We start from the raw sequence: 24,964 nt of genomic DNA, 5'->3' as shown, positions 1-24,964 counted from the left end.
GTCCCCGCGCAGGCGGGGACCCATGGACCGCTTGCCCTGCCGCGGATTGCGCAGCGGCCGGAGCATCTCGAACTCAGCATGGGTTCCCGCCTGCGCGGGAACGACGTTGGAACAGGTAGGGGATGAACGAACCGGGCGCCTTCGCTTAAGGCTAGCGCATCACGGTTTTTCGAGCAGCGCCTGCAAAGTGCCCGCCGAGCCGTGCGCGGCGCGGCGCAGGCGGTCGTTCACGCCCAGCCAGGCGTCGTCCCGCGGCGGCGCTTCGACCAGGATCAGGTCAGCGCCCACGCCATCCATCGCGCGCAGCGCCGCGTACAGGTCGTGTGCGTAGCCTTGCGGGTTGGCCGGCAGGCGCACAGCGGCGTGGGCTGCGGACAGGTCGGAGAAGTGGATCAGCGCAGCCTTGCGGCCGGCCGCCGCAAGGCGTGCGAGAACGTCGGGCAGCGCGGCGCGCTCCTGCAGCACCACCGGCGTGCTCGGCGCGTAGTGCGATTCGAGTGTGCCCGAGGCGCGCGGCGCGGCGGCGTCGGGTGCGGCCGGGCGCTGGCCGATCACGCGCTCGATCGCGTCCGCACCTACGTGGCCGGGCCGCAGCAGCACCGGGCCGTGCGTCGCCAAACGCGACAGGTCCACAATGGTCGATTCGATGCCCACCTGCGACGCGCCACCATCGAGCACAAGTGCGACGCTGGCGTCGCCCGCGAACTCGTCGCGCACGTGCTGGGCCAGGGTCGGGCTCACGTGGCCGAACTTGTTGGCCGACGGCGCCGCGACGCCGCCCTGCCCGCCCTTGAAGGCGCGCAGCAGTGCCACCGCCACCGGATGCGAGGGGCAGCGCAGGCCGATCGTGTCCTGGCCGCCGCTGACGGCATCGGGAATGCCAGGTGCGCGCTTCAGGATCATGGTAAGCGGCCCGGGCCAGAATGCCCGTGCCAGTGCGCGCGCTTCGTCGGGAATGTCGCATGCCCAGTGCTCGAGTTTGCCCTCGGGCGCCAGGTGCACGATGACCGGATGGTCCTGCGGACGCCCCTTGGCCGCGTAGATGCTGGCCACGGCCGCCGGGTTCTCGGCGTCCGCGCCCAGGCCGTACACGGTCTCGGTGGGGAGCGCGACCAGCCTGCCCTGTTCCAGCAGGCGCGCGGCGTCCTGCACCGCGCCCTGGTCGATGCCTTGCCCGTTCACGGTGCGATGCCCAGGATGGCGCAAGCCTCGCGCAGCTGGTCTTGCGCTTCGCCCAGCGTGGGCGCGACGAAGGTGACGTGGCCCATCTTGCGGCCGCGGCGCGGTTCTTCCTTGCCGTACAGGTGCAGGCAGGCGCCGGGCAGCGCCAGCACTTTGTCCCATGCCGGCTCGCGGAGGGCAGCGCCGTCATACCAGATGTCGCCGAGGATGTTGAGCATCACCGCCGGCGAATGCTGGCGACAATCGCCCAGCGGCAGCCGCGCCATTGCGCGTACCTGCTGCGCAAACTGGCTGGTGACGCAGGCGTCGATGGTGTAGTGACCGCTGTTGTGCGGGCGCGGGGCCATCTCGTTGACCACCAGCGAGCCGTCCTGCAGCACGAAGAACTCGATGCACAGCACACCCACGTAGCCCAGCTGCGCGATCATTGCCGTTGCCGCGTCCTGCGCCTTCTTCGCGCATGCGGCGGACACGTTCGGGCCCGGCACGGTGGTGGTGAACAGGATGCCGTCGCGGTGCACGTTCTCGGCGATCGGGTAGACCACCGATGCGCCATCGGCGCCGCGTGCGGTGAGCACGGAAACTTCGTACGCCAGCGGCAGCATCTTCTCGAGCAGGCAGGTCACGCCGCCCATCGCGTCGAATGCTGCGCGCACGTCCTCGCGCGTTTTCACACGCACCTGGCCCTTGCCGTCGTAGCCCATGCGCACGGTTTTCAGGATGCCGGGCAGGAGCTCGTCGGGGATGGCGTCGACATCCGCATGCGAGCCGATCGCCTTGTGCGGCGCCGGCATCACGCCCGAATGCGGCGCGCACTCGACGAAGAAGCGCTTTTCGAGGATGCGATCCTGCGCCACCGACACGCACGACGCGCCCGGCGCCACGAACACTTGCTGCGCCAGGCGCGACAGGCTTTCGGCCGGCACGTTCTCGAATTCGGTGGTCACGGCCACGCACTGCGCAGCCAGTTCGTCCAGGCCTTTCGCATCCTGGTAGGCCGCCTCGACCACGCGGTTGGCTGCGTGCCCGGCCGGGCAGTCGCGCGACGGTTCGAGCACGGCGACGCGGTAGCCCATCGCCTGCGCGGCGTGGGCGAACATGCGGCCCAGCTGGCCGCCACCCATCACGCCGAGCCAGGCCGGCGGGAGGAAGGGAGTCTGCTGCTTGTCGCTCATACGGTCGGGAGGGTCATGGCCTTGGCGGCCGCAGTCTGCTCGCCGCGGAACGCCAGCAGCCTGGCTGCAAGCGCGTCGTCGTTCGCGGCGATGATCGCCACCGCGGTCAGGGCCGCGTTGGCCGCGCCCGCCTCGCCGATGGCGAAGGTGGACACCGGCACGCCCTTGGGCATCTGGACGATCGACAGCAGCGAGTCTTCGCCGCGCAGGTACTTGGACGGCACCGGCACGCCCAGCACCGGCACGATGGTCTTGGCGGCCACCATGCCCGGCAGGTGGGCCGCACCGCCGGCGCCGGCGATGATGGCGCGCAGGCCGCGCGCGCGCGCCTGTTCGGCATACGCGAACATTTCGTCCGGCATGCGGTGCGCGGAGATCACCTGCGCCTCGTGCGGCACGCCGAACTGCTTGAGGATGGCGACCGCATGCTGCATCACGTCCCAGTCCGAGGACGAGCCCATGATCACGCCGACCAGCGGCTTTGCTTGCTCGGCCATCGCGTCAGGCCTTCAGCTTTTCGCCGGTCAGGCGCTCGATCGCCTCGAAGTACTTGGCCTGGGTCTTTTCGATCACGTCCTGCGGCAGTGCCGGCGCGGGCGCGGTCTTGTTCCAGTCCTTCAGCGTCTCGAGGTAGTCGCGCACGAACTGCTTGTCGAACGACGGCGGGCTCATGCCCGGCGCGTACGAGTCGGCCGGCCAGAAGCGCGACGAGTCGGCGGTCAGCACTTCGTCCATCAGGTGCAGCACATTGTTCTCGTCCAGGCCGAACTCGAACTTGGTGTCGGCGATGATGATGCCGCGGGTGGCGGCGTAGTCGGCCGCGGTCTTGTACAGCTGGATGCTGATGTCGCGGATCTTGCGCGCCAGTTCGGCGCCGATGCGCTTTTCCATCTCTTCAAAGCTGATGTTCTCATCGTGCTCGCCCAGGTCGGCCTTGGCGGCCGGGGTGAACAGCGGTTCGGGCAGCTTGTCGGCCTGGCGCAGGCCTTGCGGCAGGGTGATGCCGCAGATGGCGCCGCTGGCCTGGTAGTCCTTCCAGCCCGAGCCGATGATGTAGCCGCGCACCACCGCCTCGACCAGGATCGGCTTGAGGCGCTTGGCCACGACCGCGCGGCCCTTGACCTGCTCCACTTCGTCCGGGCGCACCACGCTTTCCGGCTCGATGCCGGTCAGGTGGTTCGGCACGATGTGGCCGAGCTTGTCGAACCAGAAGTTGGTCATCTGGTTGAGCACCATGCCCTTGCCGGGGATCGGCTCGTTCATCACGACGTCGAAGGCCGACAGGCGGTCGGTGGTGACGATCAGGATCTTGTCGTCGCCCACTGCATAGTTGTCGCGCACCTTGCCGCGGCCCAGCAGCGGCAGGGACTGGATAGTGGATTGGTAGAGGCTGTTCATAGAAGGGTATCGAAAAAACGCAAAACCGGCGGGGAACGCCCGCCGGTCGAATCGGCCTCCCGGCCGGCCAGCGCCAGCGCGGGAATCAAACCTGGGTTCCCGCCTGCGCGGGAACGACGTTTTTCGGGCGCCCGAAAAACGTCATTTTACTTCACTTCACGATCTGGGCCAGCTCACCGGCCTTGTAGCGCTCAGCGATCTTCTCGAGCGGCATCGGCTTGATCTTGGCAGCCTGGCCTTCGCAGCCGAAGGCGATGTAGCGCTCCTTGCAGATCTTCATGGCCGCTTCGCGCGCCGGCTTGAGGTAGTCGCGCGGGTCGAACTTGGACGGATTCTGCGCCATATACTGGCGGATCGCAGCGGTCATCGCCAGGCGGATGTCGGTGTCGATATTGATCTTGCGAACACCGTGGCGGATGCCTTCCTGGATCTCTTCGACCGGCACGCCATAGGTTTCCTTCATGTCGCCGCCGAATTCGCGGATGATGGCCAACAGGTCTTGCGGCACCGACGACGAGCCGTGCATCACCAGGTGGGTGTTGGGGATGCGCGCGTGGATTTCCTTGATGCGGTCGATCGCCAGGATGTCGCCGGTCGGCTTGCGGGTGAACTTGTAGGCGCCGTGCGAGGTGCCGATGGCAATCGCCAGCGCGTCGCACTGGGTCTGCGCAACGAAGTCGGCGGCCTGGTTGACGTCGGTGAGCAGCTGCTCGCGGGTCATGGTGCCCTCGGCGCCGTGGCCGTCTTCCTTGTCGCCCTTCATGGTCTCGAGCGAGCCGAGCACGCCCAGTTCGGCCTCGACGGTCACGCCGATCGCGTGCGAGAACTTGACCACTTCCTTGGACACGCCCACGTTGTATTCGTAGCTGGCCACGCTCTTGCCGTCGGCCTGCAGCGAGCCGTCCATCATGACCGAGGTGAAGCCCGAGCGGATCGCGGCCATGCAGACGGCCGGCGACTGGCCGTGGTCCTGGTGCATGACGACCGGGATGTGCGGGTAGGCTTCCACCGCCGCCTCGATCAGGTGGCGCAGGAAGGCTTCGCCGGCGTACTTGCGGGCGCCGGCCGAGGCTTGCATGATCACCGGCGCGCCGACGGCGTCGGCAGCGGCCATGATGGCCTGCACCTGCTCAAGATTGTTGACGTTGAATGCCGGAAGGCCATAGCCGTTTTCGGCGGCGTGGTCCAGCAGCTGACGCATTGATACGAGTGCCATGGTTGAACTCCAAAAATAATAAAAAACCTGTTATTCGTATTCGCCTACCCGCACGATCTTCAGGGCGTTGGTGCTGCCCGCCTGGCCCATCGGCGAGCCCCAGGTCACGACGATCATGTCGCCCTTTTTGACCACGCCCACGCTCATCAGGAGCTCTTCGGCCTTGGCCAGCACGGCGTGGCTGCCGCCCTCCTGCTGCAGGTGGAAAGCTTGCACGTTACGATACAACGATGCCTTGCGCTGCGTCGTCTGGGACGGGGTCAGCGCGAAAATCGGGGTGTTGACGCGGTGCCGGCTCATCCACAGCGCGGTGGAGCCGGACTCGGTCAGGGCGACGATCGCCTTCACGTTCAGGTGGTGGGCCGTGAACAAGGTTGCGTAGGCAATCGACTGGTCGATGCGGGTGAACTGCACGTTCAGGAAGTCCGCTTCGAGCTTGTTGTACTCGGAGCGCTCGGCTTCCAGGCAGATGGCCGACATCATTTCGACGGTCTCGACCGGGTACTTGCCGGCGGCGGTTTCGGCCGAGGTCATCACGGCGTCGGTACCGTCCAGCACGGCGTTGGCCACGTCCGACACCTCGGCGCGGGTCGGTACGGCGTTCACGATCATCGACTCCATCATCTGGGTCGCGGTGATGGCCAGCTTGTTCGAGTCGCGCGCCATCTGGATCATGCGCTTTTGCAGCGCCGGCACCGCGGCGTTGCCCACTTCCACCGCCAGGTCGCCGCGCGCGACCATGATGCCGTCGGAGGCGTCGAGGATTTCCTGCAGCACGGGAATGGCTTCGGCGCGCTCGATCTTGGCGATCATCAGCGGCTTGTGGTGGTAGGGCTCGCCAGCGATGTTGGCCAGCTGGCGCGCCATTTCCATGTCGGTGGCGCTCTTGGGGAACGAGATGGCCAGGTAGTCGGCCTGGAAGCGCATCGCGGTCTTGATGTCTTCCATGTCCTTGGCGGTCAGCGCGGGCGCGGTCAGGCCGCCGCCCAGGCGGTTGATGCCCTTGTTGTTGGACAGCTCGCCGCCGACCTTGACCGTGGTGTGGATCTCGTGGCCGGCGATTTTGTCGACGATCAGCACGATCAGGCCGTCGTTGAGCAGCAGCGTGTCGCCGGGGCGCACGTCGCGCGGCAGCGCCTTGTAGTCCAGGCCCACGCGCTCCTGGTTGCCCAGCTCGCCGTTGTCGCCGTACCGGGCGTCGAGGATGAATTTGTCGCCGTTGGCAAGTTCGATCTTGTTGTTCTCGAACTTGCCGATGCGGATTTTCGGACCCTGCATGTCGGCCATGATCGCCACTTCGCGCCCGCATTCGGCGGCCGCGCGCCGCACCAGGTTGGCACGGTCGATATGGTCCTGGGCACGCCCGTGTGAAAAGTTCAGGCGCACCACGTCCACGCCCGCTCGAATCATCCGGACGAGGACATCGAAATCAGAGGAAGCGGGGCCGATGGTTGCGACGATCTTGGTGCCACGTTGCATAAAGGGATCCTTCAGAAAAGAAAAAGCGCAGCCGTCCGGAACTGCGCTGGGTCTGCTTACTTGGCGCTGCGCTGCAGCAGGATCTCCACCGCCGGCAGCGTCTTCCCTTCGAGGAACTCGAGGAAGGCGCCGCCGCCGGTCGAAATGTAGCCGATCTGGTCGGCAATCTTGTACTTGGCAATCGCGGCCAGCGTGTCGCCGCCGCCGGCGATCGAGAACGCCTTCGAATCGGCGATCGCGTGGGCCAGCGTCTTGGTGCCTTCGGCGAACTGGTCGAATTCGAACACGCCCACCGGGCCGTTCCAGACGATGGTGCCGGCCTTGGCCACCTGCTCGGCGAGCATGGCGGCGGTCTTGGGGCCGATGTCGAGGATCATGTCGTCGTCCTGCACGTCCTTCACGTCCTTGACGGTGGCGGCGGCGGTCGGCGAAAACTCCTTGGCGCACACCACGTCCACCGGGATCGGCACCTGGGCGCCGCGCGCGGCCATCATGTCGATGATGGCCTTGGCTTCGCCGACCAGGTCGGCTTCGGCCAGCGACTTGCCGATCGGCAGGCCGACGGCCTTCATGAAGGTGTTGGCAATGCCGCCGCCGACGATCAGGTTGTCCACTTTCGAGGCCAGGCTTTCCAGGATCGACAGCTTGGTCGAGACCTTGGAGCCGGCCACGATGGCCAACAGCGGACGCTGCGGGCTGTGCAGCGCCTTGCCCAGCGCGTCCAGCTCGGCGGCCAGCAGCGGGCCGGCGCACACCACGGGCGCAAACTTGGCGATGCCGTGGGTGGTGGCCTCGGCGCGGTGCGCGGTGCCGAAGGCGTCGTTGACGTACACGTCGCACAGCTTGGCCATTTTCTGGGCCAGCTCGTCCGCGTTCTTCTTCTCGCCCTTATTCACGCGGCAGTTTTCCAGCAGCACAACCTGGCCCGGCGCGACGTCGACGCCATCGACCCAGTTCTGCTTCAGTTCGACCGGCTGGCCGAGCAGCTCGGACAGGCGCTTGGCGACCGGGGCCAGGCTGTCTTCCGGCTTGAACTCGCCCTCGGTCGGGCGGCCCAGGTGCGAGGTGACCATGACGGCGGCGCCGGCTTTGAGCGCGTCGCGGATCGCCGGCACGGAGGCGCGGATACGGGTGTCTTCGGTAATGTTGCCGGCGTCGTCTTGCGGGACGTTCAGGTCGGCACGGATGAACACGCGCTTGCCTTTGAGCGACCCCTGGTCGATCAGATCCTGCAAACGGGTGAAATTGAGAACGCTGTTCATGGCTTGCTCAGCAGTGGGATGGTGAAAAATTGATATTCTACCTTAGGCCACCGCGCCAAAAACGTGGAAGACGCGCAACAGTGTGAAGGCCAGCATGCCGAAGCCGATGGTCTGCAGCATGTTCCGGCGGAGCAAGTAAAAGCCCAACGACAACACGCCCGCGACCAGGCGCGGATTGGCCAGGCTCAGGTGCAGTTCACCGCTGCCGCCATGCACCAGGTCGGGCACGACGATGGCCGCCAGCGCGCAGGCCGGGGCAAAGCGCAGCATCTCCTGCACCCGCTTGGGGATGGCCACCCGATGGCCGAGCAGCACGATCCCGCTGCGCGTGAGGGCGGTCGAGATGGCCAGCAGCACGATGACGAGCCAGACTTCCCAATCAGCCACGGCGCGCCTTTCGTTTCTCGTTGGTTTCCTCGACCACCATCGCGGTCACCATGCCGCCCAGCACGGCCAGCAGCAGGCCCAGCTTGTACGGCAGCGGGTCCGCGATCACGGCAACCGCGCCGGCCACCGCCACCCCGCACAGCGCAGCATTGCTGGTCACCAGCGGCACCGTCATGCACAGGATCGCCAGCGTACCGGCGAAATCGAGGCCCCAGCTGGCGGGAACGGCGCTGCCGAGCAGGATGCCGACCAGGCAGCACAGCTGCCAGACGACCCAGTTGGGATACAGCAGCCCTTTCAGGTAGGACAGCTTGCCGGGCACCGGGGACGGGTCCGGATAGCGCTGTAAGTACAGGGCGACGGTCATGTCGCCGGCGATAAAGCTGAGCAGGAAGCGCTGGCGCCAGTGCAAGTGGGCAAAGTGCGGGGCCAGCAGCGCGGAAAAGATGACGAAGCGCAGGTTGACGACCAGCGCGGTGGCAAAGATCACCCACAGCGGCGCGTGGGCGGCCATCAGTGGCAGCGAGGCAAGCTGCGCGGAACCGGCGTACACGAGCAGGGTCATACCACTGGCCTGCCAGGCCGTCAGCCCGGTCTTGACCATGGCCACGCCAACCACCACGGCCCAGGCGCCAATGCCCAAGAGCAGCGGCAGGCCGTCGCGAAAGCCCTTGCGCCAGGCAAGCGGGTCGTGCTGGTCGCAGCGGGCATGCGCTTCGGCGACCGAACGGTGGTGGCTCATGTAGCTATCCCGCAACAGCAAGCTGGCACGGCGGCGGAATGGACGCAGTCGGGCATGGAAAAGAACGAACGGGACTCCTGGAGAGCCCGCTATTTTACCCGGCCATTCCGGCAAGGGGTATGAATCCGTTAGAATCGTGGTTTTGAGTAAACTGCCTGACGGAGAACCAGATGACTGAGAAGACGATACCTGTGGTGGAATTGCAGGCCCAGGACCTGCCGGCCTACTGCCCGAACCCGGCCATGCCGCTGTGGTCGTCGCACCCGCGCGTCTTCCTCGACTTCGATCACGCCGGCCAGGCCAAGTGCCCGTACTGCGGCACCCGCTACCAGCTGGCCCCGGGCGTCGAGCTGTCCCACCACTGATCCTGCCGCGGGGGGCGCGCATGCGACACCCAGGCACCGATTCCACCGACCTGCTGCGCTACCGCGCGCCCCGCTGGCTGCAGGGTGGCCACCTGCAAACCATCCTGCCGGCCACCTGCATGGCCCGGCCGAAGGTCAGCTACCGGCGCGAGCGCTGGGATACCCCGGACGGCGACTTCATCGACGTCGATTGCGTCGACGGCGCCCCGGGCCAGCCGCTGGTCGTGCTGTTCCACGGGCTGGAAGGCTCATCCGACAGCCATTACGCGCGCTCGCTGATGGCGGCGCTGGCCGCGCGCGGCTGGTCGGGCGCCGTCCCCCATTTCCGCGGCTGCTCCGGCGAACTGAACCGGATGCCGCGCTTTTACCATTCGGGCGACGCGCCCGAGATCGACTGGATCGTGCGGCGCCTGCGCCCGCGCGCGTCCGGCCGGTTCTACGCGGCCGGCGTCTCGCTCGGCGGCAACGCGCTGCTGCGCTGGCTGGGCGAAGCGCAGCACCAGGCCGGCATCGTGGACGCGGCCTGCGCGGTGTCGGCGCCGCTGGACCTGGCGCGCGGCGGCGAATCGCTGTCGTCGGGGCTGAACATGCTCTACACGCGCATGTTCCTGCGGTCACTCAAGCCCAAGGCGCTGGCCAAGCTGGAGCACTTTCCGGGCCTGTTCGACCGCGACGCCCTGCTTGCCGCGCGCGACCTCTACCAATTCGACAACATCGTCACCGCGCCGCTGCACGGCTACCGCGACACCGACGACTACTGGCACCGGGCCAGCGCCAGGCACGTGCTGGGCGACATCACCGTACCCACCCTCGTGCTCAACGCGCGCAACGACCCGTTCCTGCCGGGGCGGCACTTGCCGGACAAGGCAGCGCCCTCGGTGGTGCTCGAGTATCCCGAGACCGGTGGCCACGTGGGATTTGCGGTGGGCGGGCCGCCCGGGCGCATCGACTGGCTGCCGCGGCGTATCCTGCACTTTTTCGAACACGGCGGCGCCGGAGGCAAACATGGATGAAATCGTCAAACAAGCGATGGCCAAATGGCCGAACGTGCCGCACTGCTACGGCTGGCTGGCACTGGACGCGCGCGGCGCCTGGCGCATGCGCGACGAAGCGGCCCAGCGCGCCGGCGCGCCCGGCGACAAGCTGACCAATGCCGCGCTGGTTGGCTTCATCAACCGCAATTACCTGCGCGACGAGCGTGGCTGCTGGTACTTCCAGAACGGGCCGCAGCGGGTGTACGTGAACCTGGAAGCGACGCCGTTCATCGCCCGTACCGACCCGGCGGCAGGTTTCGTGCTGCACACGGGACAGGCTCTTGCGCGGGTCGAGCGCGCCTGCATGACGCTGGAGGGAAGGCTGATCCTGCAAGGCGACGGGATCGTCGCGCAAGTGGACGACCGCGACCTTGCGCAGTTGCTGTCGCACATGGAACTGGACGGCAAACCTGTGAGCGACGAGGCGCTGCTCGGGTGGCTCGAGGATCGGCCTGGCACGATGGTATTGCGTTACCGCGATGAACAAGTCAGTGTGTCGCGCATCCCGGCGGCCGATCTCTCGTTGCAGTTCCACTTCGTCGCCCAGCCACAACCGTAATTTCGCCCCCATTTTTACGTCGTCCCGGCGAAGGCCGGGACCCATGCTGAGTCAGCGGGACTGCGGCAAAGTTGCGGCCATTCACGCGGTCTATGGGTCACGGCGGGGCCGCCGAGGATGCGCCGGGACGACGTGCAAGTGTTTGCGGCTGGCGTTTTCCGATTCGGCCTGCGCGCTACGGCCGGTCCTTCTTCTCTTCCTTCTCGTCCTTCTGTTTGGCCTTGATCTCGCGTTCGCGCGCGTCGATCACCGCCTGGTCATAGAACGACACGTCGCCCGCCTTGCGCGCGATGTCCAGCTGGTCCACCGCCGCCGGCAGTGCGCCGCTGAGCGCGTAGGATTCGGCCAGCGCCATGTGCTGCAGCGCGATCTTGCCCTGCTTGGCATAGGTCTTGGCCAGCTGGTCGTAGAGCTTGGGTTCGGCGCGGTACTGGCTGATCTGGTCGCGCAGGAAGCGGGCGGCATCGTCCAGCTTGCCGGCCGCGATCATCGCTTCGGCATACTGGCGCGCGATGGCGCGCGACAGCGGGAATTGCTGGTGCGCCTGCGCCGCGTCCCGGACGGCCTGCTGCACCACCGCGTCCGGCTGGCCGGGCGCCAGCTTGATCTCGATCTGCAGCCCGGCCAGCATGGCCGCGCCGTCATTGCTGTCGCGCTCCGCCGAGAACACGCCCGGCCTGGGCTTGAGCGCGGCGCGCGCCTTGTCCAGCCAGCTCTGCGCGCCAGCCAGGTCGCCGCCGCGCAAAGCCAGGAACGCCAGCCCGTACTGCGCCGCCACCTGCTGCTGGCGGCTCGGCTGCTCCATCTGGGCCAGGAACGCGGCCTGGGTGTCCTCGCGCGCCTTCACGGTTTCGTCCTGCAGGACGCGGGCGCGCGACCGCACCAGGTAAAAATCGAGCGAATCGGCGTGGGGGCGCTGGTGCGGCGCCTCGCGCACGCGCGACTGGATGTCGACGATGCGCTCGGCCGTCAGCGGGTGGCTGGACAGCCAGGCCGGCATTTCCGAATAGTTGCGCGTGGCCGTCTGCAGGCGCTTGAAGAAGGCGACCATGCCGGAGGTGTCGAAGCCGGCCGAATTCATGATCTGGAAACCGACCCGGTCGGCCTCGCGCTCGGCGTCGCGGCTGAAGTTGAGCTGGCGCTGGATCGCCAGGCCCTGCCCGCCCAGCGCGATGCCCATTGCGGCATCCGGGCTGCTCTTGGCGGCCAGCGCGGCCAGGATGAGCGCCGCCAGCGGCAACAGCATATCCTCGCGCTGCTTGCCCAGCATGCGCGCAATGTGGCGCTGCTGGACGTGGCCGATCTCGTGCGACAGCACCGAGGCCAGCTCGGACTCGTTCTGCGCCGCGATCAAGAGCGCCGAGTGCACCGCGATGAAGCCGCCCGGCAGCGCGAACGCGTTGATCATCGGGTCGCGCACGGCGAAGAAAGAGTAGTCGAAATTGGCCTCGCCGCGCGCGCCCGGCGCGGCCGCCACCAGCGTGGTGCCCAGGTTGTTCAGGTATTCGAGCAGCGGGTCGTCGTCGAGGAAGTCCCGGTCGCGGCGAATGTCATTCATGATCTCCTCGCCCAGCTTGCGCTCGACGATCGGAGACAGGTCCTCGCGCGCCGGCTCGCCCAGGGTCGGCAGGTTGGTGTTGTCCGGCGGCTTGCGATAGACCTCGGTCGGCGACGCGAGGGCGAGCGCGGCCGATACGGACAGGCAGACGGCAGTCAGAGCGCGGGGCCACCGGCGTGGTGGCATCTTCGCTGGGACGGGGATCGAATTCACGGGTGCTATCATACCCTCATCGGCAGTTGTCGAACGGCTGGCCGAAACACTTTGTTACCCTGCATTATCAACCAAACAATCGCACGATGACTTCCCCCGACCAGCTCACCCATTTCGACGCCACCGGACAAGCCCACATGGTCGATGTCGGCGCCAAGGCTGAAACGCACCGGATCGCGGTGGCGGCCGGCACGATCCGGATGAAGCCGGAGACGCTCGAACTCGTCACCTCGGGCAGCGCCAAGAAGGGCGACGTGATCGGCATCGCGCGCATTGCCGCCATCATGGGCGCCAAGCGCACCAGCGACCTGGTGCCGCTGTGCCATCCGCTGCCGATCACGCGGGTGGCGGTGGACTTCGAGATCGACCAGGCCGCCAGCAGCGTGCACTGCCGCGCGCAGGTCGAAACGGTCGGCAAGACCGGGGTCGAGATGGAGGCGCTCACCGCCGTGCAGGTGGGCCTGCTGACGATCTACGACATGTGCAAGGCGGTCGATCGCGGCATGGTCATGACCAATGTGCGCGTGCTGGAGAAGCACGGCGGCAAGAGCGGGGATTGGCACGCGCAAGTGTAAGCCTTCAGTTTTTCTGTCCACCTAATTTTTCCCTATCGCAACTTGGTTTGCGTGCTATAAAATTTAGAACATTTTTTGCACAACAACCAAGAACCATGAAAAAAGCAATCTGTTTGCTCGCCCCGTTGCTGCTCTCTGCCTGCGGCGGCGGCGGTGGCGGCGCCGCTGCGCCCGCCCCTGTCGCCCAGCAGGCGCCGGCGGCGTTTGTTCCCGTGTCGGCCGAAAGCTGTGACAAGAACGCGTGGCCGGCGATGGCCGTTGGCGACTACGCGATCACCAACAACCTGTGGGGCAAGGGCACGATCTCCGACTTCACGCAATGCATCAGCGCGGCGTCGGTCGGCACTGTCGAGAACGGCAAGCCGGTGCAGAGCGGCGTTACCGCCAAATGGAACTGGGCCTGGCCCAACAGCGACTTCACCGTCAAGTCGTACGCCGAAATCCTGTACCGCCCGCAGGGCCAGCCGCTCAGCCCGATCCCGTTCTCGGGTCTGGGGGCGCTCACGGTCAGGCACGACGTTACGATCGACGCGACCGGCGACTACAACCTGACCTACGACATGTGGGTGGACGCCACCAAGTCAGCGGGGCAGTGGCCGCACAAGGCCGAAATCATGATCAAGCTGCTGGGAACGTGGAAAGACTCGCCTGTGGTGGACACGCTCACCGTCGACGGAGTCACGTACGACGTCTGTGTCGACAATAGCACCAGCCGCCAGTGGATTTTCCTGTCGTTCGCCAGCCAGACGCCAATGCCGAAGGCGACCATCCGGGTCAAGCCGTTCGTCGATTATTTGCTGGCGAAAGGCTACCTGGCATCGACCGACTACCTGTCGACCATCGAGTTTGGCAGCGAACTGGTCAAGGGCAGCGGAAGCGCCACCGTGAACGCCTACTCGGTAAGCCGCTAAGCCGGGACGCCGCGGGCCTGAAGATCGGCCCGCTATTTCCAAAGGCAGCCTCGACGTTTGACGCGGCGCATGCTTGAAATGCGTACCTTGAACCGCGTCAGTATCTGCCGCTCAAATGCTTGCGTTGAATTGAAAAGCTTGCATTAACGTCAAGCCCACTCGGCGCGCGCGCAGCCGCGCATCTTTCCAGGCAAACCCATGTGACCCGCCTTGCCCGCGGGAGGGGCATCTTTTTGCCCAAGTTTTTGTAAGGAGAACAGGTACCCGAGGAACTGCCAGTGCCAGCGTCCGCTTTATCCGTACTTATCCAAAACCAACAGAAGAAGAAGGAATACGAAATGAACAAGTTGTTCCCTCGCGCTTTGGATGTCCGTATCAACGCCTGGTTATGTTGTCTTACGATGGTGTTGCTCTCGGCATGCAGCGGCGGTGGCGACACCGCCCGTCAACAACCCCAGCTCGCGGCCGATGTGGCGGCGGTCCCGTCCCCGGGCATTGCCCCGGGCGAACCGCCGCCCACGCCCGCCCCCAACCCTTCCCCGAACGGCACCCCCAGCGACGACGACGTTGGCGGCCTGTACTGGTGGCTGCTCGGCCGCGCACCCAGCGCGGCGGACCTGCTGTTCTGGCAAGCATCGAACCTGGGCCTGGACGAGATCGCGTTCCAATTGAAGAAGAGCCCGGAACTGGTGGAACGGCACGCCTGGAGCAGCATCGGCCAGAACACCCGCACCAGGATTTACGTCGATGCCTCGGCAACCGGCGAGCGCCCCGACGGCAGCGAAGCCAATCCGTACAAGACGCTGGCCGCGGCCGCGAGGGCGGTCAAGGGGCCGAGCACGACCATTTTCGTCAAGCCGGGCGTGTACGAGGGCGGACTGCGCACCAGCACCGACGGCGCCGACACGGTCGCGGGCGGCTACGACGGCAGGATCTACTGGGTTTCCACCATGCGCTGGGGTGCGAAGATCGTGCCGGCGCCGGCCTCCACCAACGAGGCCGACAACAGCACCGGCTGGACCAACACCGGCAACTACGTGCACATCGTCGGCTTCGAAGTGGACGGCTCGTCTTCCGCCAGCGCCACCCGCGACAACTGGCGCCAGGGAATCTACACCAGCGGTTCGCGCAGCGTGGTGCGCGAAAACTACGTGCACGACATCGCGCGCTGGTATTCGTGCAGCAGCGGCAGCGGCGGCGCCGGCATCAACATCGACGCCTACGACAACGGCGGCCTGAGCGATGCGGTGGGCAACTGGGTGCGCGACATCGGGCGCGATGCCGCCGGCTGCAACCGGTTCCAGGGCATCTACGTGAGCAGTTCCGGCAGCGTGGTCAACAACGTCGTCTATCGCGCCTACCGCGGCGCCGCGATCCACCTGTACCACGAGGCCAATGCGGTCAAGGTCATCAACAACACGGTGGCCGCGTCGTACGTGGGCATCGTGGTGGGCACTGGCGCGTACCGGGGGCCCAAGGTGGAGCACAAGGACACGCTCGTCTACAACAACATCGCTTACGACAATTACATCGGGATCGAGGAATACGTCGGCAGCGGCGGGATCATGGGCGTGAACTACTACCGCAACAACCTGCTCGCGCAAAACACGCGCGACTGGGGACCGATGCGCAATACCGCTACGGGCACGCTGACCGCCGACCCGGCCTTCGTCCGCTACGAGAAGGCCATGCTGCTGCCGAATTTTCACCTCGCGTCGCACTCGGCGGCGATCGACAGCGGCACGACCAGCAACGCGCTCGCCAACGACTTCGACGGCCGCACGCGCGACCCGAGCAATGGCAGTTGCATCGGGGCCTACGAGGCGCCGCGGTAGCCAGCTGCGATCATGCTCTACTGAAGCTTTCCCCGCATGGTACATTGCTGACCTTGCGCCGCCGGAGCCGGCAGGCGCCTGTCACAAGAACCTGAAGGGGATTGCATGAGATACCATTTGCTCGCGCTGGGCGCCGCCCTGGTGGCGACGGGCGCGTCGGCCGCGCCGCGCGGCTTTACGGTCGAGGACCTGGTCAACATGGAGCGCGTCGGCAGCCCGGCGGTGTCGCCGGACGGCACGCGCGTGGTGTACACCGTACGCAGCACCGACATGGCCAAGAACCGCGGCCACACCGACCTGTGGATGGTCGACCTGCGCGCGGCCAAGCCGGCGCCGGTGCGGCTGACCAACCACAGCGCCAGCAGCACCGATCCGGAGTGGTCGCCGGCCGGCGACGCGATCTATTTCCTGTCGGGCCGCTCCGGTTCGTCGCAGGTGTGGCGCCTGCCGCTGTCCGGCGGCGAGGCGTCGATGGTCACCAGCCTGCCGCTGGACGTGGACAATTTCCGGCTGTCCCCTACGGGCGACCGTCTGTTGATGAGCATGTCGGTGTACCGCGAATGCCGCGACCTGGCCTGCAGCAAGGCCAAGGACGAGGAGCGCGGCAAGACCAAGGCGTCCGGCCGCGTGTACGACAAGCTGTTCGTGCGCCACTGGGACACCTGGGCGGACGGCAAGAACGCGGTGCTGTACTCGGCCCCGATCGACGCCAGCGGCCGCGTGAGCGCGGCGCCGGCCAGCCTGTCCGGCTCGCTCGACGGCGACGTGCCGTCCAAGCCGTTCGGCGACCATGACGAGTATCGCTTCAGCCCGGACGGCAAGACGGTGCTGTTCTCGGCCCGCATCGCCGGCAAGACCGAGGCGTGGTCCACCAACTTCGACCTGTATGCGGTGCCGGCGGACGGCAGCGCCGCGCCGCGCAACCTCACCCAGGACAACAACGCCTGGGACACCAAGGGCGTCTATTCGCCGGACGGCCGCACCATCGCCTACCTGGCCATGACGCGCCCGGGCTTCGAGGCCGACCGCTTCCACATCGTGCTGATGGACGTTGCCACCGGCAAGAAGCACAACGTGGCCGAGAGCTGGGACCGCTCGCCGGGCAGCATGCAGTGGAGCGCCGACGGCAAGTCGCTGATCGTGGACGCGGAAGACGTCGGCAACCACAAGCTGTTCTCGATCGACGTCGCCAGCGGCAAGGTGACGGCGCTGACGGACAAGGGTTCGATCGGCGGCTTCGACGCGCGTCATGACACGATCGCTTACACGCAGTCCAACCTGCAGTCCGGCGCGCAGCTGTTTGCGCTCAAGGGCGGCAAGGCGCGCCAGCTGACCAACCAGAATGCGGACCGCCTGGCGGACGTGCGCTGGGGCGAGTACGAGCAGTTCTCGTTCGCCGGCGCCGGCGGCGACACGGTGCACGGCTACGTGATGAAGCCGTGGAACGCGGTGCCGGGCCAAAAGTATCCGGTGGCCTTCCTGGTGCATGGCGGCCCACAGGGCAGCTTCGGCAACGGCTGGAGCTACCGCTGGAATCCGCAGACCTACGCCGGCGCCGGCTATGCGGTGGTGTTCATCGACTTCCATGGCTCGACCGGCTATGGCCAGAAGTTCACCGACGCGATCAGCGGCGACTGGGGCGGCAAGCCGCTCGAGGACCTGAAGAAGGGGCTGGCCGCGGCCGAGGCGAAGTACCCGTGGCTGGACCACGAGAAACGCTGCGCGCTGGGCGCCTCGTACGGCGGCTACATGATGAACTGGATCGAGGGTAACTGGTCCGACGGCTTCAAGTGCATCGTCAACCACGACGGCGTGTTCGACGCCCGCGGCATGGCGTTCTCGACCGAGGAGCAGTGGTTCACCGACTGGGAAAACGGCGGCGCCTATTTCACGGTGCCGGAGAATCACGAGCGCTTCAACCCGGTGAATTACGTGAAGAACTGGAAGACGCCGATGCTGGTCGTGCAGGGCGACATGGACTTCCGCATCCCGACCGCGCAAGGCCTGTCCACCTTTACGGCCCTGCAGCGCCGCGGCATCGAGAGCAAGCTGCTGTTCTTCCCGGACGAGAACCACTGGGTCCTCAAGCCGGCCAACTCGGTGCTGTGGCATCACACGGTGCTGGACTGGCTGGATGCGCACCTGAAGCAGTAAGCAGGGCGAGGCCGGCGGCGCGGCCTCGCGCCGTCGTCAGAAATAACCTTCCTTCCACAGCCGGGGCCACGACGGTCCCGCGTTCACGGCTTCGAGCGCCGGGCTCAAGGGCTCGGCGCGCAAGCGTGCGAGCCCGTCCGGCAGCAAGTTCGCCAGCCCGGCCATGGCGCCGACAAACAGTACGGCGCCCACCACGCGCGCGGTCCTGCCGGCGCCCGACACCCGCGTCGCCGGCACGACGGTGCGGTACCAGCCGGTCGCGCAAGCCAGGTACAGCGCGATCCCCAGCTGGCTCTGCGGCATGACAAGGACGCCGGAAACCAGCCCGTCCACCAGGATCGCCACCGCCCCCACCAGCATGGCTGCGGCAACGGCGCGGTTGTCCCGGTCGTGCGCATCGACGTGGCGTGGCGCGCGCACCAGCGCGCGCAGGGCGATCGAAAGCGCGGCCAGCAGGCAGACCAGCGCCGGCAAGCCCCATTCGCTGGCGATCTGCAGCAGCCAGTCGTGGGGGTGGGCACCCTGGTGCACCGGGCGGCCAAAGTGGGCAAAGTGCATCGGCCCGACACCCAGCAAGGGGTGCTGCAGGATCAGCGTCACGGCCTGGCGCCACAGGGGCATTCTTCCGGAGGCCGGATTGGCTACCGTGCGCTCGACGGCAAACGCGAAGGCGCCGATTCCTTTCGCGCCGAGCAGCGCGGGCACGATCACGAGCAGCACCACGTAAGCGACTACACCGAGGATTGCGGTCAAGGCGACCTGCCTGAGGTAAGGCAAGGCGGCGCCACGCAGCAGGAAGGCGGCCGCGGCGCAGGCGGCGGCCATGCCCGCCAGAGTGCCGCGCCCGGTGGTCGCGTACAAGGCCATCCACCAGTAGGCGGTGACGGCCAGCCACAGCCAGCGCAGCCGGGACGTGCGCGGCGTCAGGCTGCACAGCAGGACCAGCAAAGGCAAGGTCGAGGTCTGGACGTGATTGAAGAAACGGATATTGCTGAAGCCCGGCGTGAAATCGTCGGCCTCCAGCGCAATGCCCAGATGGAACGAGCCGAAGTAGGCGACGAAGAACTTGAGCGTGTACAGCACCCCAGCGATGGCGACGATCTGCAGGATCCGAACCAATGCCGGCAGTCCGCACTTGGCGATCTCGGCGCCGGCGGCGATTGCGATGGCATACAGCAGAAAAAATATCGAGGTTTCGAAGGCGGCCAGACGCGGTTCGCGTGCAAGGACGCTGCTCAGCAGGCCGAACAGGAAGAACGCCGCGAGCGTCTTGCCAACCGCTCCGGCGAACAGCCGGCCCGGTACGTCCGAACGCGACGCCAGCAGCCAAGCCCCGGCACAAAGCAGGGCGGCGATCTCGACAACACGCTGGAAGTCGTGCCCAGCGACCACCGCGAAATTCGCGAACAGGGCGGCGGACAGCAGCATTGCAACCGGCATCCGGCTATCGCTTGTCGTAAGCAACGTCGGCCTCGCTTCGATATGGGTAAAAAAAATGCCGCCTGGCGCGAACCAAGCGGCAATCTGGTGATTGCGGTGCCACGCACCGCAGTCTTCCAAATTAGCTACCGGTGCAGCTGGTACCAGCGATCTTCGTCCTGTCGGCTGCGTCCAGGGTCGAGCCGCAGGTCCACGCGCCGTCGGCAGCGCGCGACAGGGTGATGACCTTGGTCGCCACGCTTGCCGGGCCACCTTGGATGGTGCACTTCAGGCCGCCGCCGTTGGCGACCACGTCCATGGCGCAGTTGGTGGTCGGAGTCTTCAGGCCGGCATCTGCCACCGTCGGTGCAGCAACGCCATCGATGATCTTCATGTCATAGGCGGTCTTACCGCCCGACACTTCCGCCAGCGCAGCAGCGAATTTCGACTTGGCGACGTAGTCCTGGTAGGCCGGGATTGCCACGGCGGCCAGGATACCGATAATCGCAACCACGATCATCAGTTCGATCAGGGTGAAGCCGGCTTGGGCTTTCTTAACGATCTTCATCGATTTCATTTTTCATCTCTCCAGGTTAAGGTTGGGTGACACCGCTTCTTGCCACGGTTTCTTATGAGCAATTGCCGTGCCAGCGGGAAAGTATGACGATTTATTGCCGAATATGCAATAAGCGGCCATTTCCGGAACATTTTTTGTTCGATAAGTGACAAAAATTGTCAGCGCCCTCGGCAAAGTTTGTCATTGGTCAAACGGCAGGGCGGATGAAAAAAGGGAGCCCGCAGGCTCCCTTTTCGAGACGACCGGAAGGTCTTACAGCATGGCCTTGAGCAGGCGGCCCATTTCCGACGGGTTCTTGGTGACCTTGATACCGCAGGCTTCCATGATTTCCAGCTTGGCTTGCGCGGTGTCGGCGCCGCCGGAGATCAGCGCGCCGGCGTGGCCCATGCGCTTGCCCGGGGGAGCGGTGACGCCAGCGATGAAGCCAACCACCGGCTTCTTCATGTTGTCCTTGATCCAGTAAGCAGCGTTGGCCTCGTCCGGGCCGCCGATCTCGCCGATCATGATGACGGCGTCGGTGTCCGGGTCGTCATTGAACATCTTCATGATGTCGATGTGCTTCAGGCCGTTGATCGGGTCGCCGCCGATACCGACTGCCGACGACTGGCCCAGGCCCAGCGCGGTCAGCTGGCCCACGGCTTCATAGGTCAGGGTGCCCGAGCGCGACACGACGCCGATGCGGCCCTTCTTGTGGATGTGACCCGGCATGATGCCGATCTTGATCTCGTCCGGGGTGATCAGGCCCGGGCAGTTCGGGCCCAGCAGCAGGGTCTTGGAACCGGCCTTGGCCATGCGGTCCTTCACTTCCATCATGTCGCGGACCGGGATGCCTTCGGTGATGCAGATTGCCAGGTCGAGCTCGGCTTCAACGGCTTCCCAGATCGCGGCGGCGGCGCCTGCGGGCGGCACGTAGATCACCGACACGGTCGCGCCGGTTTCGGCCTTGGCTTCCTTGACGCTGGCGAAGATGGGGATGCCCTCGAAGTCCTCGCCGGCTTTCTTCGGGTTCACGCCGGCCACGAAGGCTTCACGGCCGTTCGCGTAGTCGCGGCACATGCGGGTGTGGAACTGGCCGGTCTTGCCAGTGATACCCTGGGTGATAACTTTGGTGTCTTTGTTAATCAGAATCGACATTTTTCTATCCTTCGCGAATTAGGCTTGTCCAGCAGCAGCGGCCACAACCTGCTTCGCTGCGTCTTCCATGGTGTCGGCCGAGATGATCGGCAGGCCGGATTCGGCCAGCATTTTCTTGCCGATGTCTTCGTTGGTGCCCTTCATGCGCACAACCAGCGGCACGTTCAGCGACACGGCCTTGGACGCGGTGATCACGCCTTCGGCGATCACGTCGCAGCGCATGATGCCGCCGAAGATGTTGACCAGGATGGCTTTCAGGCCCGGGTTCTTCAGCATGATCTTGAAGGCTTCGGTCACTTTCTCGGCCGTTGCGCCACCGCCCACGTCGAGGAAGTTGGCCGGCTCGCCGCCGAACAGCTTGATGGTGTCCATGGTGGCCATGGCCAGGCCGGCGCCGTTCACCAGGCAGCCGATGTTACCGTCGAGCGAGATGTAAGCCAGGTCGAATTTCGATGCCTCGACTTCGGCCGGATCTTCTTCGTCCAGGTCGCGGTAGGCGACGATTTCCGGATGACGGAACAGGGCGTTCGAGTCGAAGTTGAACTTGGCGTCCAGTGCGATGACCTTGCCGTCGCCGGTCAGGATCAGCGGGTTGATTTCGGCCAGCGAAGCGTCGGTTTCCCAGTACGCCTTGTACAGGCCTTGCAGGTTCTTGCGCGCGTCGGCGATCGAGCCTTCCGGCACGCCGATCTTGCGGGCGATGTCATCGGCGTCCTTGTCGGTCAGGCCGATCGACGGGTCGATCACGACGTTGTGGATCTTTTCCGGGTGCGAGTGGGCCACTTCCTCGATGTCCATGCCGCCTTCCGACGAGGCCATCAGCACCACGCGCTGCGAGACGCGGTCGGTGACCATCGACACGTACAGTTCCTTCTTGATGTCGGCGCCTTCTTCGATCAGCAGGCGACGCACTTTCTGGCCTTCCGGGCCGGTCTGGTGGGTGACCAGCTGCATGCCCATGATCTGGTTCGCGTATTCGCGCACCTGCTCGAGCGATTTGGCCACTTTCACGCCGCCGCCTTTGCCGCGGCCGCCAGCATGGATCTGCGCCTTGACTACCCAGACCGGGCCGCCCAGCTGTTCAGCTGCTTTCACGGCCTCGTCCACCGACATGCACGGAATGCCGCGCGGAACGGTCACTCCGAACTTCCGGAGGATTTCTTTGCCTTGATACTCATGGATTTTCATGCTGTCTTCCCTTCCCTCTTACAGGTCTGATTAAGGTTGAAATCGAAAAAACGCGACGCCTAACTGGTCACGGGCTTGGCCACCCAGCGCGGGTAGAACTTGGCCACGGCCGGGCCATCGGCACGCAATGCGTGGCAGCGGTCGATCTGGAACGGGCGCTCGGCACCGTCCTCGTCCACGCCGTCGCGGGTTTGGAACACGTCGTTGGCGTAAGCCTGGATCGCCGCCGTCGGCAGGACCTGCGCCAGTTCGGTGAGATGGGTGCAACCGAGCACGCCGGACAGGCGATCCTTCAGGTGCAACCGGAAATGTTTCATCAGCGACAAGCCGATCAGTTTCTTGTAGGCGTCGGCGATGGTGTCGCAAAAACCAGGATAGGGAACGGCATCGGATGCGGCTTCGGCATCGACGATCACGAGCTCGCGGTCGATGGTCACCCGCAGCTTGAGGTCGTGCACCGGCTTGCCGCCCTCGCGCACGCCGGAGGCGAGCAGGATGTCCCGGACCTTGACGTCGCTGATGGACGCGTCGAGATCCCACAGGCCGTCCTCGCGCGCGTACGCTTGAACGGTGATGGCGCGCGTGTGCCGGAGCTGGCGCGGGACGGGAGAAGACAGGGGCATAAAAACCAAGTGCCGGGAATGCGGCGATAAATTACGCAGCCGTGTGCCTGATGCACGTTGCCGCAGCTTCTACGGCAACTACCGCTCATGCGGCGCTGCTGAAACCTCGAAAGTTTAGCACATGCTTGCGACTGGCTGCACTGCAGCATTCGATAATTGCCAAGCAGGCAACGCGATCGTGAATACCTGAGTTCGCCTCGAGCGGATGACTGGCCGCGGCAGCCGGCCCGGACGGGCCAGCCACGGCCGATGGAAGGGAAAGCAAGCCCAAGCGCGCAGCGCCATCTGCGGTGAGGAGCACGCGGGTTAGACGTGCGGCGGATGGCGCTCCGCGCTTGGTCCTGCAACTGCCCACGACGCTGGCTGTGTTCAGCCCGCGTCGTCTTCGTCCGCGCCGCCCTGCATGGCGGCGCGCACGGCCCGCTGCGAAAAGCCGCGCTGCAGCAGGAAGCGCATCTGTTTGGCGCGCTCGGCGGCGTCCTGTGCCACCTTGCCGAACTTGCGGCGCCAGACTTCTTTGGCGCGCGCGAGCTCGGTTTCGGCCAGCCCGGACTTGAGCTCGGCCAGGGCTTCGCCGCCCACGCCGTGGTTCTGCAGTTCGGCGACCACGCGGCTGTTGCCGTAGCGGCCGGCCTTGCGGTGCACGAGCGCTTCGGCAAAACGCTCCTGCGACAGCCAGTTGTTCTTCTCGAGGAAGTCGAGCACGGCTTCGACGTCCTCGCCCTCCTCGGCGTAGCGCGCCAGCTTGCGGCCAAGCTCGAGCCGGCTGTGCTCGCGCGTCGACAGGTAACGCAGGGCGCGCGCTTTGAGGCTCAGTTGGGGCATGTTGAACGCGTGGGCGGAAATCCGCCCACCCTACGCCTTACTCGTCGGCGCCGACGGCTTTGAGCTTGGGCTTGCCACCGTCTTCTTCCACCGGCGGCAGCTCGCGCACGCCGAGTGCGGCACGGACCTTGTTTTCGATCTCGCGCGCCAGCGCCGGGCGCTCCTTCAGGAACTGGCGGGCGTTGTCCTTGCCCTGGCCGATGCGCTCACCGTTGTAGCTGTACCACGAACCGGACTTCTCGATGACCTTGTTGTCGGCGCCCAGGTCGAGGATTTCGCCTTCCAGCGAGGTGCCTTCCCCGTACAGGATGTCGAAGTGGGCTTCCTTGAACGGCGGGGCGATCTTGTTCTTGACGACCTTGACCTTGGTTTCGTTGCCGATCACCTCGTCGCCCGACTTGATCGAGCCGGTGCGGCGGATGTCCAGGCGCACCGATGCGTAGAACTTGAGCGCATTGCCGCCGGTGGTGGTTTCCGGGTTGCCGAACATGACGCCGATCTTCATGCGGATCTGGTTGATGAAAATGACCAGGGTGTTGGTGCGGTTGATCGAGGCGGTGAGCTTGCGCAGCGCCTGCGACATCAGGCGTGCCTGCAGGCCCGGCAAGGCGTCGCCCATGTCGCCTTCGATCTCGGCGCGCGGGGTGAGCGCGGCGACCGAGTCGATGACCACCAGGTCCACCGAGCCCGAGCGCACCAGCGCGTCGGTGATTTCCAGCGCCTGCTCGCCGGTGTCCGGCTGCGAAATGAGCAGCTCGGACAGGTTGATGCCCAGTTTTTGGGCATAGGTGACGTCCAGCGCGTGCTCGGCGTCGATAAAGGCGCAGGTGCCGCCCAGCTTTTGCATTTGCGCGATGGTCTGCAGGGTCAGCGTGGTTTTACCGGACGACTCGGGACCGTAGATCTCGACGATGCGCCCGCGCGGCAGGCCGCCCACGCCCAGCGCGATGTCCAGGCCGAGCGAGCCGGTGGACACGGTTTGCACTTCTTCGACCGGCGCATTGGCGTCCATGCGCATGACCGAGCCCTTGCCGAACTGCTTTTCGATCTGTGCCAGAGCGGCGGCCAGCGCCTTGCTCTTTTCGGAAGCATTTACTGCGGATTTTTTGTCGTCCATAATTTTCTTTCAGTCAGAAGAAGGCAAGGTCGCTGG

At 65.8% G+C, this 24,964-nt stretch carries 24 protein-coding genes; 7 read left to right on the top strand and 17 right to left on the bottom strand.

The annotated features are described in order from the left end of the window. Window positions 1-159 precede the first annotated feature (159 nt). The 9 genes from NX774_RS16920 to NX774_RS16880 all read right to left on the bottom strand — a co-directional run bounded on the left by NX774_RS16920 (window position 160) and on the right by NX774_RS16880 (window position 8,841). Window positions 160-1,182 carry an L-threonylcarbamoyladenylate synthase gene (locus tag NX774_RS16920; protein ID WP_258823432.1) on the bottom strand — a complete coding sequence of 341 codons (1,023 nt, stop codon included), beginning with the start codon at window positions 1,180-1,182 and terminating at the stop codon, window positions 160-162. Continuing rightward, the gene (locus NX774_RS16915; RefSeq protein WP_258823431.1) at window positions 1,179-2,357 is read right to left on the bottom strand and encodes a 5-(carboxyamino)imidazole ribonucleotide synthase; all 1,179 of its coding nucleotides are present in this window, start codon (window positions 2,355-2,357) and stop codon (window positions 1,179-1,181) included. The genes NX774_RS16920 and NX774_RS16915 overlap by 4 nt, the downstream gene beginning before the upstream one ends. Further along, entirely contained in the window at window positions 2,354-2,854 is a 501-nt protein-coding gene (purE, locus tag NX774_RS16910) for a 5-(carboxyamino)imidazole ribonucleotide mutase (protein WP_258823430.1), read from the bottom strand. The genes NX774_RS16915 and purE overlap by 4 nt, the downstream gene beginning before the upstream one ends. A 4-nt stretch (window positions 2,855-2,858) precedes the next feature. After that, window positions 2,859-3,755, bottom strand: coding sequence for a phosphoribosylaminoimidazolesuccinocarboxamide synthase (locus NX774_RS16905; protein ID WP_258823429.1), 897 nt, complete (start codon window positions 3,753-3,755; stop codon window positions 2,859-2,861). A gap of 151 nt (window positions 3,756-3,906) precedes the next feature. Next, a complete protein-coding gene (gene fba, locus NX774_RS16900; protein WP_258823428.1) occupies window positions 3,907-4,971 on the bottom strand; it encodes a class II fructose-bisphosphate aldolase in 1,065 nt (354 codons plus the stop codon). Window positions 4,972-5,001: 30 nt separating this feature from the next. Continuing rightward, complete coding sequence (gene pyk / locus NX774_RS16895) at window positions 5,002-6,450, bottom strand: pyruvate kinase (protein WP_258823427.1); 1,449 nt, start codon at window positions 6,448-6,450, stop codon at window positions 5,002-5,004. Window positions 6,451-6,506: 56 nt separating this feature from the next. Then, window positions 6,507-7,712 carry a phosphoglycerate kinase gene (locus tag NX774_RS16890; RefSeq protein WP_258823426.1) on the bottom strand — a complete coding sequence of 402 codons (1,206 nt, stop codon included), beginning with the start codon at window positions 7,710-7,712 and terminating at the stop codon, window positions 6,507-6,509. Window positions 7,713-7,754: 42 nt separating this feature from the next. Next, window positions 7,755-8,099, bottom strand: coding sequence for an AzlD domain-containing protein (locus NX774_RS16885; protein WP_258823425.1), 345 nt, complete (start codon window positions 8,097-8,099; stop codon window positions 7,755-7,757). Beyond that, window positions 8,092-8,841, bottom strand: a complete 750-nt coding sequence (locus tag NX774_RS16880) for an AzlC family ABC transporter permease (RefSeq protein ID WP_258823424.1) — start codon at window positions 8,839-8,841, stop codon at window positions 8,092-8,094. Before NX774_RS16880 ends, NX774_RS16885 begins: the two co-directional genes overlap by 8 nt. A 170-nt stretch (window positions 8,842-9,011) precedes the next feature. Between NX774_RS16880 and NX774_RS16875 the strand changes: the two genes are divergently transcribed. The 3 genes from NX774_RS16875 to NX774_RS16865 are packed head-to-tail and all read left to right on the top strand — an operon-like array spanning window position 9,012 to window position 10,799. Beyond that, window positions 9,012-9,206, top strand: coding sequence for a zinc-finger domain-containing protein (locus NX774_RS16875; protein WP_258823423.1), 195 nt, complete (start codon window positions 9,012-9,014; stop codon window positions 9,204-9,206). Window positions 9,207-9,226: 20 nt separating this feature from the next. Continuing rightward, window positions 9,227-10,219 carry a YheT family hydrolase gene (locus NX774_RS16870; protein ID WP_258823422.1) on the top strand — a complete coding sequence of 331 codons (993 nt, stop codon included), beginning with the start codon at window positions 9,227-9,229 and terminating at the stop codon, window positions 10,217-10,219. Beyond that, window positions 10,212-10,799 (top strand): DUF2946 family protein, encoded by a 588-nt coding sequence (locus NX774_RS16865; RefSeq protein WP_258823421.1) that lies wholly within the window; start codon window positions 10,212-10,214, stop codon window positions 10,797-10,799. The genes NX774_RS16870 and NX774_RS16865 overlap by 8 nt, the downstream gene beginning before the upstream one ends. Before the next feature lie 175 nt (window positions 10,800-10,974). On the opposite strand, the gene NX774_RS16860 is transcribed toward NX774_RS16865, so the two are convergent. Next, a complete protein-coding gene (locus NX774_RS16860) occupies window positions 10,975-12,543 on the bottom strand; it encodes a M48 family metalloprotease (RefSeq protein ID WP_258823420.1) in 1,569 nt (522 codons plus the stop codon). Window positions 12,544-12,656: 113 nt separating this feature from the next. Here NX774_RS16860 and moaC point away from each other — a divergent pair, with 113 nt between their 5' ends. The 4 genes from moaC to NX774_RS16840 all read left to right on the top strand — a co-directional run bounded on the left by moaC (window position 12,657) and on the right by NX774_RS16840 (window position 18,045). Then, complete coding sequence (moaC, locus tag NX774_RS16855) at window positions 12,657-13,145, top strand: cyclic pyranopterin monophosphate synthase MoaC (protein ID WP_258823419.1); 489 nt, start codon at window positions 12,657-12,659, stop codon at window positions 13,143-13,145. Window positions 13,146-13,240: 95 nt separating this feature from the next. After that, the gene (locus NX774_RS16850) at window positions 13,241-14,056 is read left to right on the top strand and encodes a GH12 family glycosyl hydrolase domain-containing protein (RefSeq protein ID WP_258823418.1); all 816 of its coding nucleotides are present in this window, start codon (window positions 13,241-13,243) and stop codon (window positions 14,054-14,056) included. Between the two features lie 401 nt (window positions 14,057-14,457). Beyond that, on the top strand, window positions 14,458-15,891 hold the full coding sequence (locus NX774_RS16845) for a choice-of-anchor Q domain-containing protein (protein WP_258823417.1): 1,434 nt from the start codon (window positions 14,458-14,460) through the stop codon (window positions 15,889-15,891). Window positions 15,892-15,996: 105 nt separating this feature from the next. Continuing rightward, the gene (locus NX774_RS16840) at window positions 15,997-18,045 is read left to right on the top strand and encodes a S9 family peptidase (protein ID WP_258823416.1); all 2,049 of its coding nucleotides are present in this window, start codon (window positions 15,997-15,999) and stop codon (window positions 18,043-18,045) included. Window positions 18,046-18,081: 36 nt separating this feature from the next. Here the strand turns inward: NX774_RS16840 and NX774_RS16835 are convergent, their stop codons facing one another. From NX774_RS16835 to recA, 7 genes are all read right to left on the bottom strand, one after another. Next, on the bottom strand, window positions 18,082-19,473 hold the full coding sequence (locus tag NX774_RS16835) for an O-antigen ligase family protein (RefSeq protein ID WP_258823415.1): 1,392 nt from the start codon (window positions 19,471-19,473) through the stop codon (window positions 18,082-18,084). A gap of 133 nt (window positions 19,474-19,606) precedes the next feature. Then, window positions 19,607-20,041 (bottom strand): pilin, encoded by a 435-nt coding sequence (locus NX774_RS16830; RefSeq protein ID WP_258823414.1) that lies wholly within the window; start codon window positions 20,039-20,041, stop codon window positions 19,607-19,609. Between the two features lie 252 nt (window positions 20,042-20,293). Beyond that, the gene (sucD, locus tag NX774_RS16825) at window positions 20,294-21,175 is read right to left on the bottom strand and encodes a succinate--CoA ligase subunit alpha (RefSeq protein ID WP_258823413.1); all 882 of its coding nucleotides are present in this window, start codon (window positions 21,173-21,175) and stop codon (window positions 20,294-20,296) included. An 18-nt stretch (window positions 21,176-21,193) separates the two neighbouring features. Further along, on the bottom strand, window positions 21,194-22,363 hold the full coding sequence (gene sucC / locus NX774_RS16820; protein ID WP_258823412.1) for an ADP-forming succinate--CoA ligase subunit beta: 1,170 nt from the start codon (window positions 22,361-22,363) through the stop codon (window positions 21,194-21,196). Window positions 22,364-22,422: 59 nt separating this feature from the next. Continuing rightward, window positions 22,423-22,986, bottom strand: coding sequence for a DUF2889 domain-containing protein (locus NX774_RS16815; protein ID WP_258823411.1), 564 nt, complete (start codon window positions 22,984-22,986; stop codon window positions 22,423-22,425). Between the two features lie 369 nt (window positions 22,987-23,355). Beyond that, window positions 23,356-23,811 carry a recombination regulator RecX gene (gene recX, locus NX774_RS16810; RefSeq protein ID WP_258823410.1) on the bottom strand — a complete coding sequence of 152 codons (456 nt, stop codon included), beginning with the start codon at window positions 23,809-23,811 and terminating at the stop codon, window positions 23,356-23,358. 37 nt (window positions 23,812-23,848) lie between these two features. Next, window positions 23,849-24,928, bottom strand: coding sequence for a recombinase RecA (gene recA, locus NX774_RS16805; RefSeq protein WP_258823409.1), 1,080 nt, complete (start codon window positions 24,926-24,928; stop codon window positions 23,849-23,851). Window positions 24,929-24,964 lie beyond the last annotated feature (36 nt).

Origin of the sequence: Massilia agilis, from assembly GCF_024756255.1 — a bacterium.
Classification (GTDB): Bacteria; Pseudomonadota; Gammaproteobacteria; order Burkholderiales; family Burkholderiaceae_D; genus Telluria; species Telluria agilis.
The sequence above is the reverse complement of the archived record's forward strand: the minus strand, read 5'-3'. Positions and strand labels throughout refer to the sequence as shown.

What these genes read in the sequence shown, in the direction of transcription:
- NX774_RS16915 (WP_258823431.1), bottom strand. Translation starts at nt 2,357, where the DNA reads ATGAGCGACAAGCAGCAGACTCCCTTCCTCCCGCCGGCCTGGCTCGGC.
- purE (WP_258823430.1), bottom strand. Translation starts at nt 2,854, where the DNA reads ATGGCCGAGCAAGCAAAGCCGCTGGTCGGCGTGATCATGGGCTCGTCC.
- NX774_RS16905 (WP_258823429.1), bottom strand. Translation starts at nt 3,755, where the DNA reads ATGAACAGCCTCTACCAATCCACTATCCAGTCCCTGCCGCTGCTGGGC.
- fba (WP_258823428.1), bottom strand. Translation starts at nt 4,971, where the DNA reads ATGGCACTCGTATCAATGCGTCAGCTGCTGGACCACGCCGCCGAAAAC.
- pyk (WP_258823427.1), bottom strand. Translation starts at nt 6,450, where the DNA reads ATGCAACGTGGCACCAAGATCGTCGCAACCATCGGCCCCGCTTCCTCT.
- NX774_RS16890 (WP_258823426.1), bottom strand. Translation starts at nt 7,712, where the DNA reads ATGAACAGCGTTCTCAATTTCACCCGTTTGCAGGATCTGATCGACCAG.
- NX774_RS16880 (WP_258823424.1), bottom strand. Translation starts at nt 8,841, where the DNA reads ATGAGCCACCACCGTTCGGTCGCCGAAGCGCATGCCCGCTGCGACCAG.
- NX774_RS16875 (WP_258823423.1), top strand. Translation starts at nt 9,012, where the DNA reads ATGACTGAGAAGACGATACCTGTGGTGGAATTGCAGGCCCAGGACCTG.
- NX774_RS16870 (WP_258823422.1), top strand. Translation starts at nt 9,227, where the DNA reads ATGCGACACCCAGGCACCGATTCCACCGACCTGCTGCGCTACCGCGCG.
- NX774_RS16865 (WP_258823421.1), top strand. Translation starts at nt 10,212, where the DNA reads ATGGATGAAATCGTCAAACAAGCGATGGCCAAATGGCCGAACGTGCCG.
- NX774_RS16860 (WP_258823420.1), bottom strand. Translation starts at nt 12,543, where the DNA reads ATGCCACCACGCCGGTGGCCCCGCGCTCTGACTGCCGTCTGCCTGTCC.
- moaC (WP_258823419.1), top strand. Translation starts at nt 12,657, where the DNA reads ATGACTTCCCCCGACCAGCTCACCCATTTCGACGCCACCGGACAAGCC.
- NX774_RS16850 (WP_258823418.1), top strand. Translation starts at nt 13,241, where the DNA reads ATGAAAAAAGCAATCTGTTTGCTCGCCCCGTTGCTGCTCTCTGCCTGC.
- NX774_RS16845 (WP_258823417.1), top strand. Translation starts at nt 14,458, where the DNA reads ATGGTGTTGCTCTCGGCATGCAGCGGCGGTGGCGACACCGCCCGTCAA.
- NX774_RS16840 (WP_258823416.1), top strand. Translation starts at nt 15,997, where the DNA reads ATGAGATACCATTTGCTCGCGCTGGGCGCCGCCCTGGTGGCGACGGGC.
- NX774_RS16835 (WP_258823415.1), bottom strand. Translation starts at nt 19,473, where the DNA reads ATGCTGCTGTCCGCCGCCCTGTTCGCGAATTTCGCGGTGGTCGCTGGG.
- NX774_RS16830 (WP_258823414.1), bottom strand. Translation starts at nt 20,041, where the DNA reads ATGAAATCGATGAAGATCGTTAAGAAAGCCCAAGCCGGCTTCACCCTG.
- sucD (WP_258823413.1), bottom strand. Translation starts at nt 21,175, where the DNA reads ATGTCGATTCTGATTAACAAAGACACCAAAGTTATCACCCAGGGTATC.
- sucC (WP_258823412.1), bottom strand. Translation starts at nt 22,363, where the DNA reads ATGAAAATCCATGAGTATCAAGGCAAAGAAATCCTCCGGAAGTTCGGA.
- NX774_RS16815 (WP_258823411.1), bottom strand. Translation starts at nt 22,986, where the DNA reads ATGCCCCTGTCTTCTCCCGTCCCGCGCCAGCTCCGGCACACGCGCGCC.
- recX (WP_258823410.1), bottom strand. Translation starts at nt 23,811, where the DNA reads ATGCCCCAACTGAGCCTCAAAGCGCGCGCCCTGCGTTACCTGTCGACG.
- recA (WP_258823409.1), bottom strand. Translation starts at nt 24,928, where the DNA reads ATGGACGACAAAAAATCCGCAGTAAATGCTTCCGAAAAGAGCAAGGCG.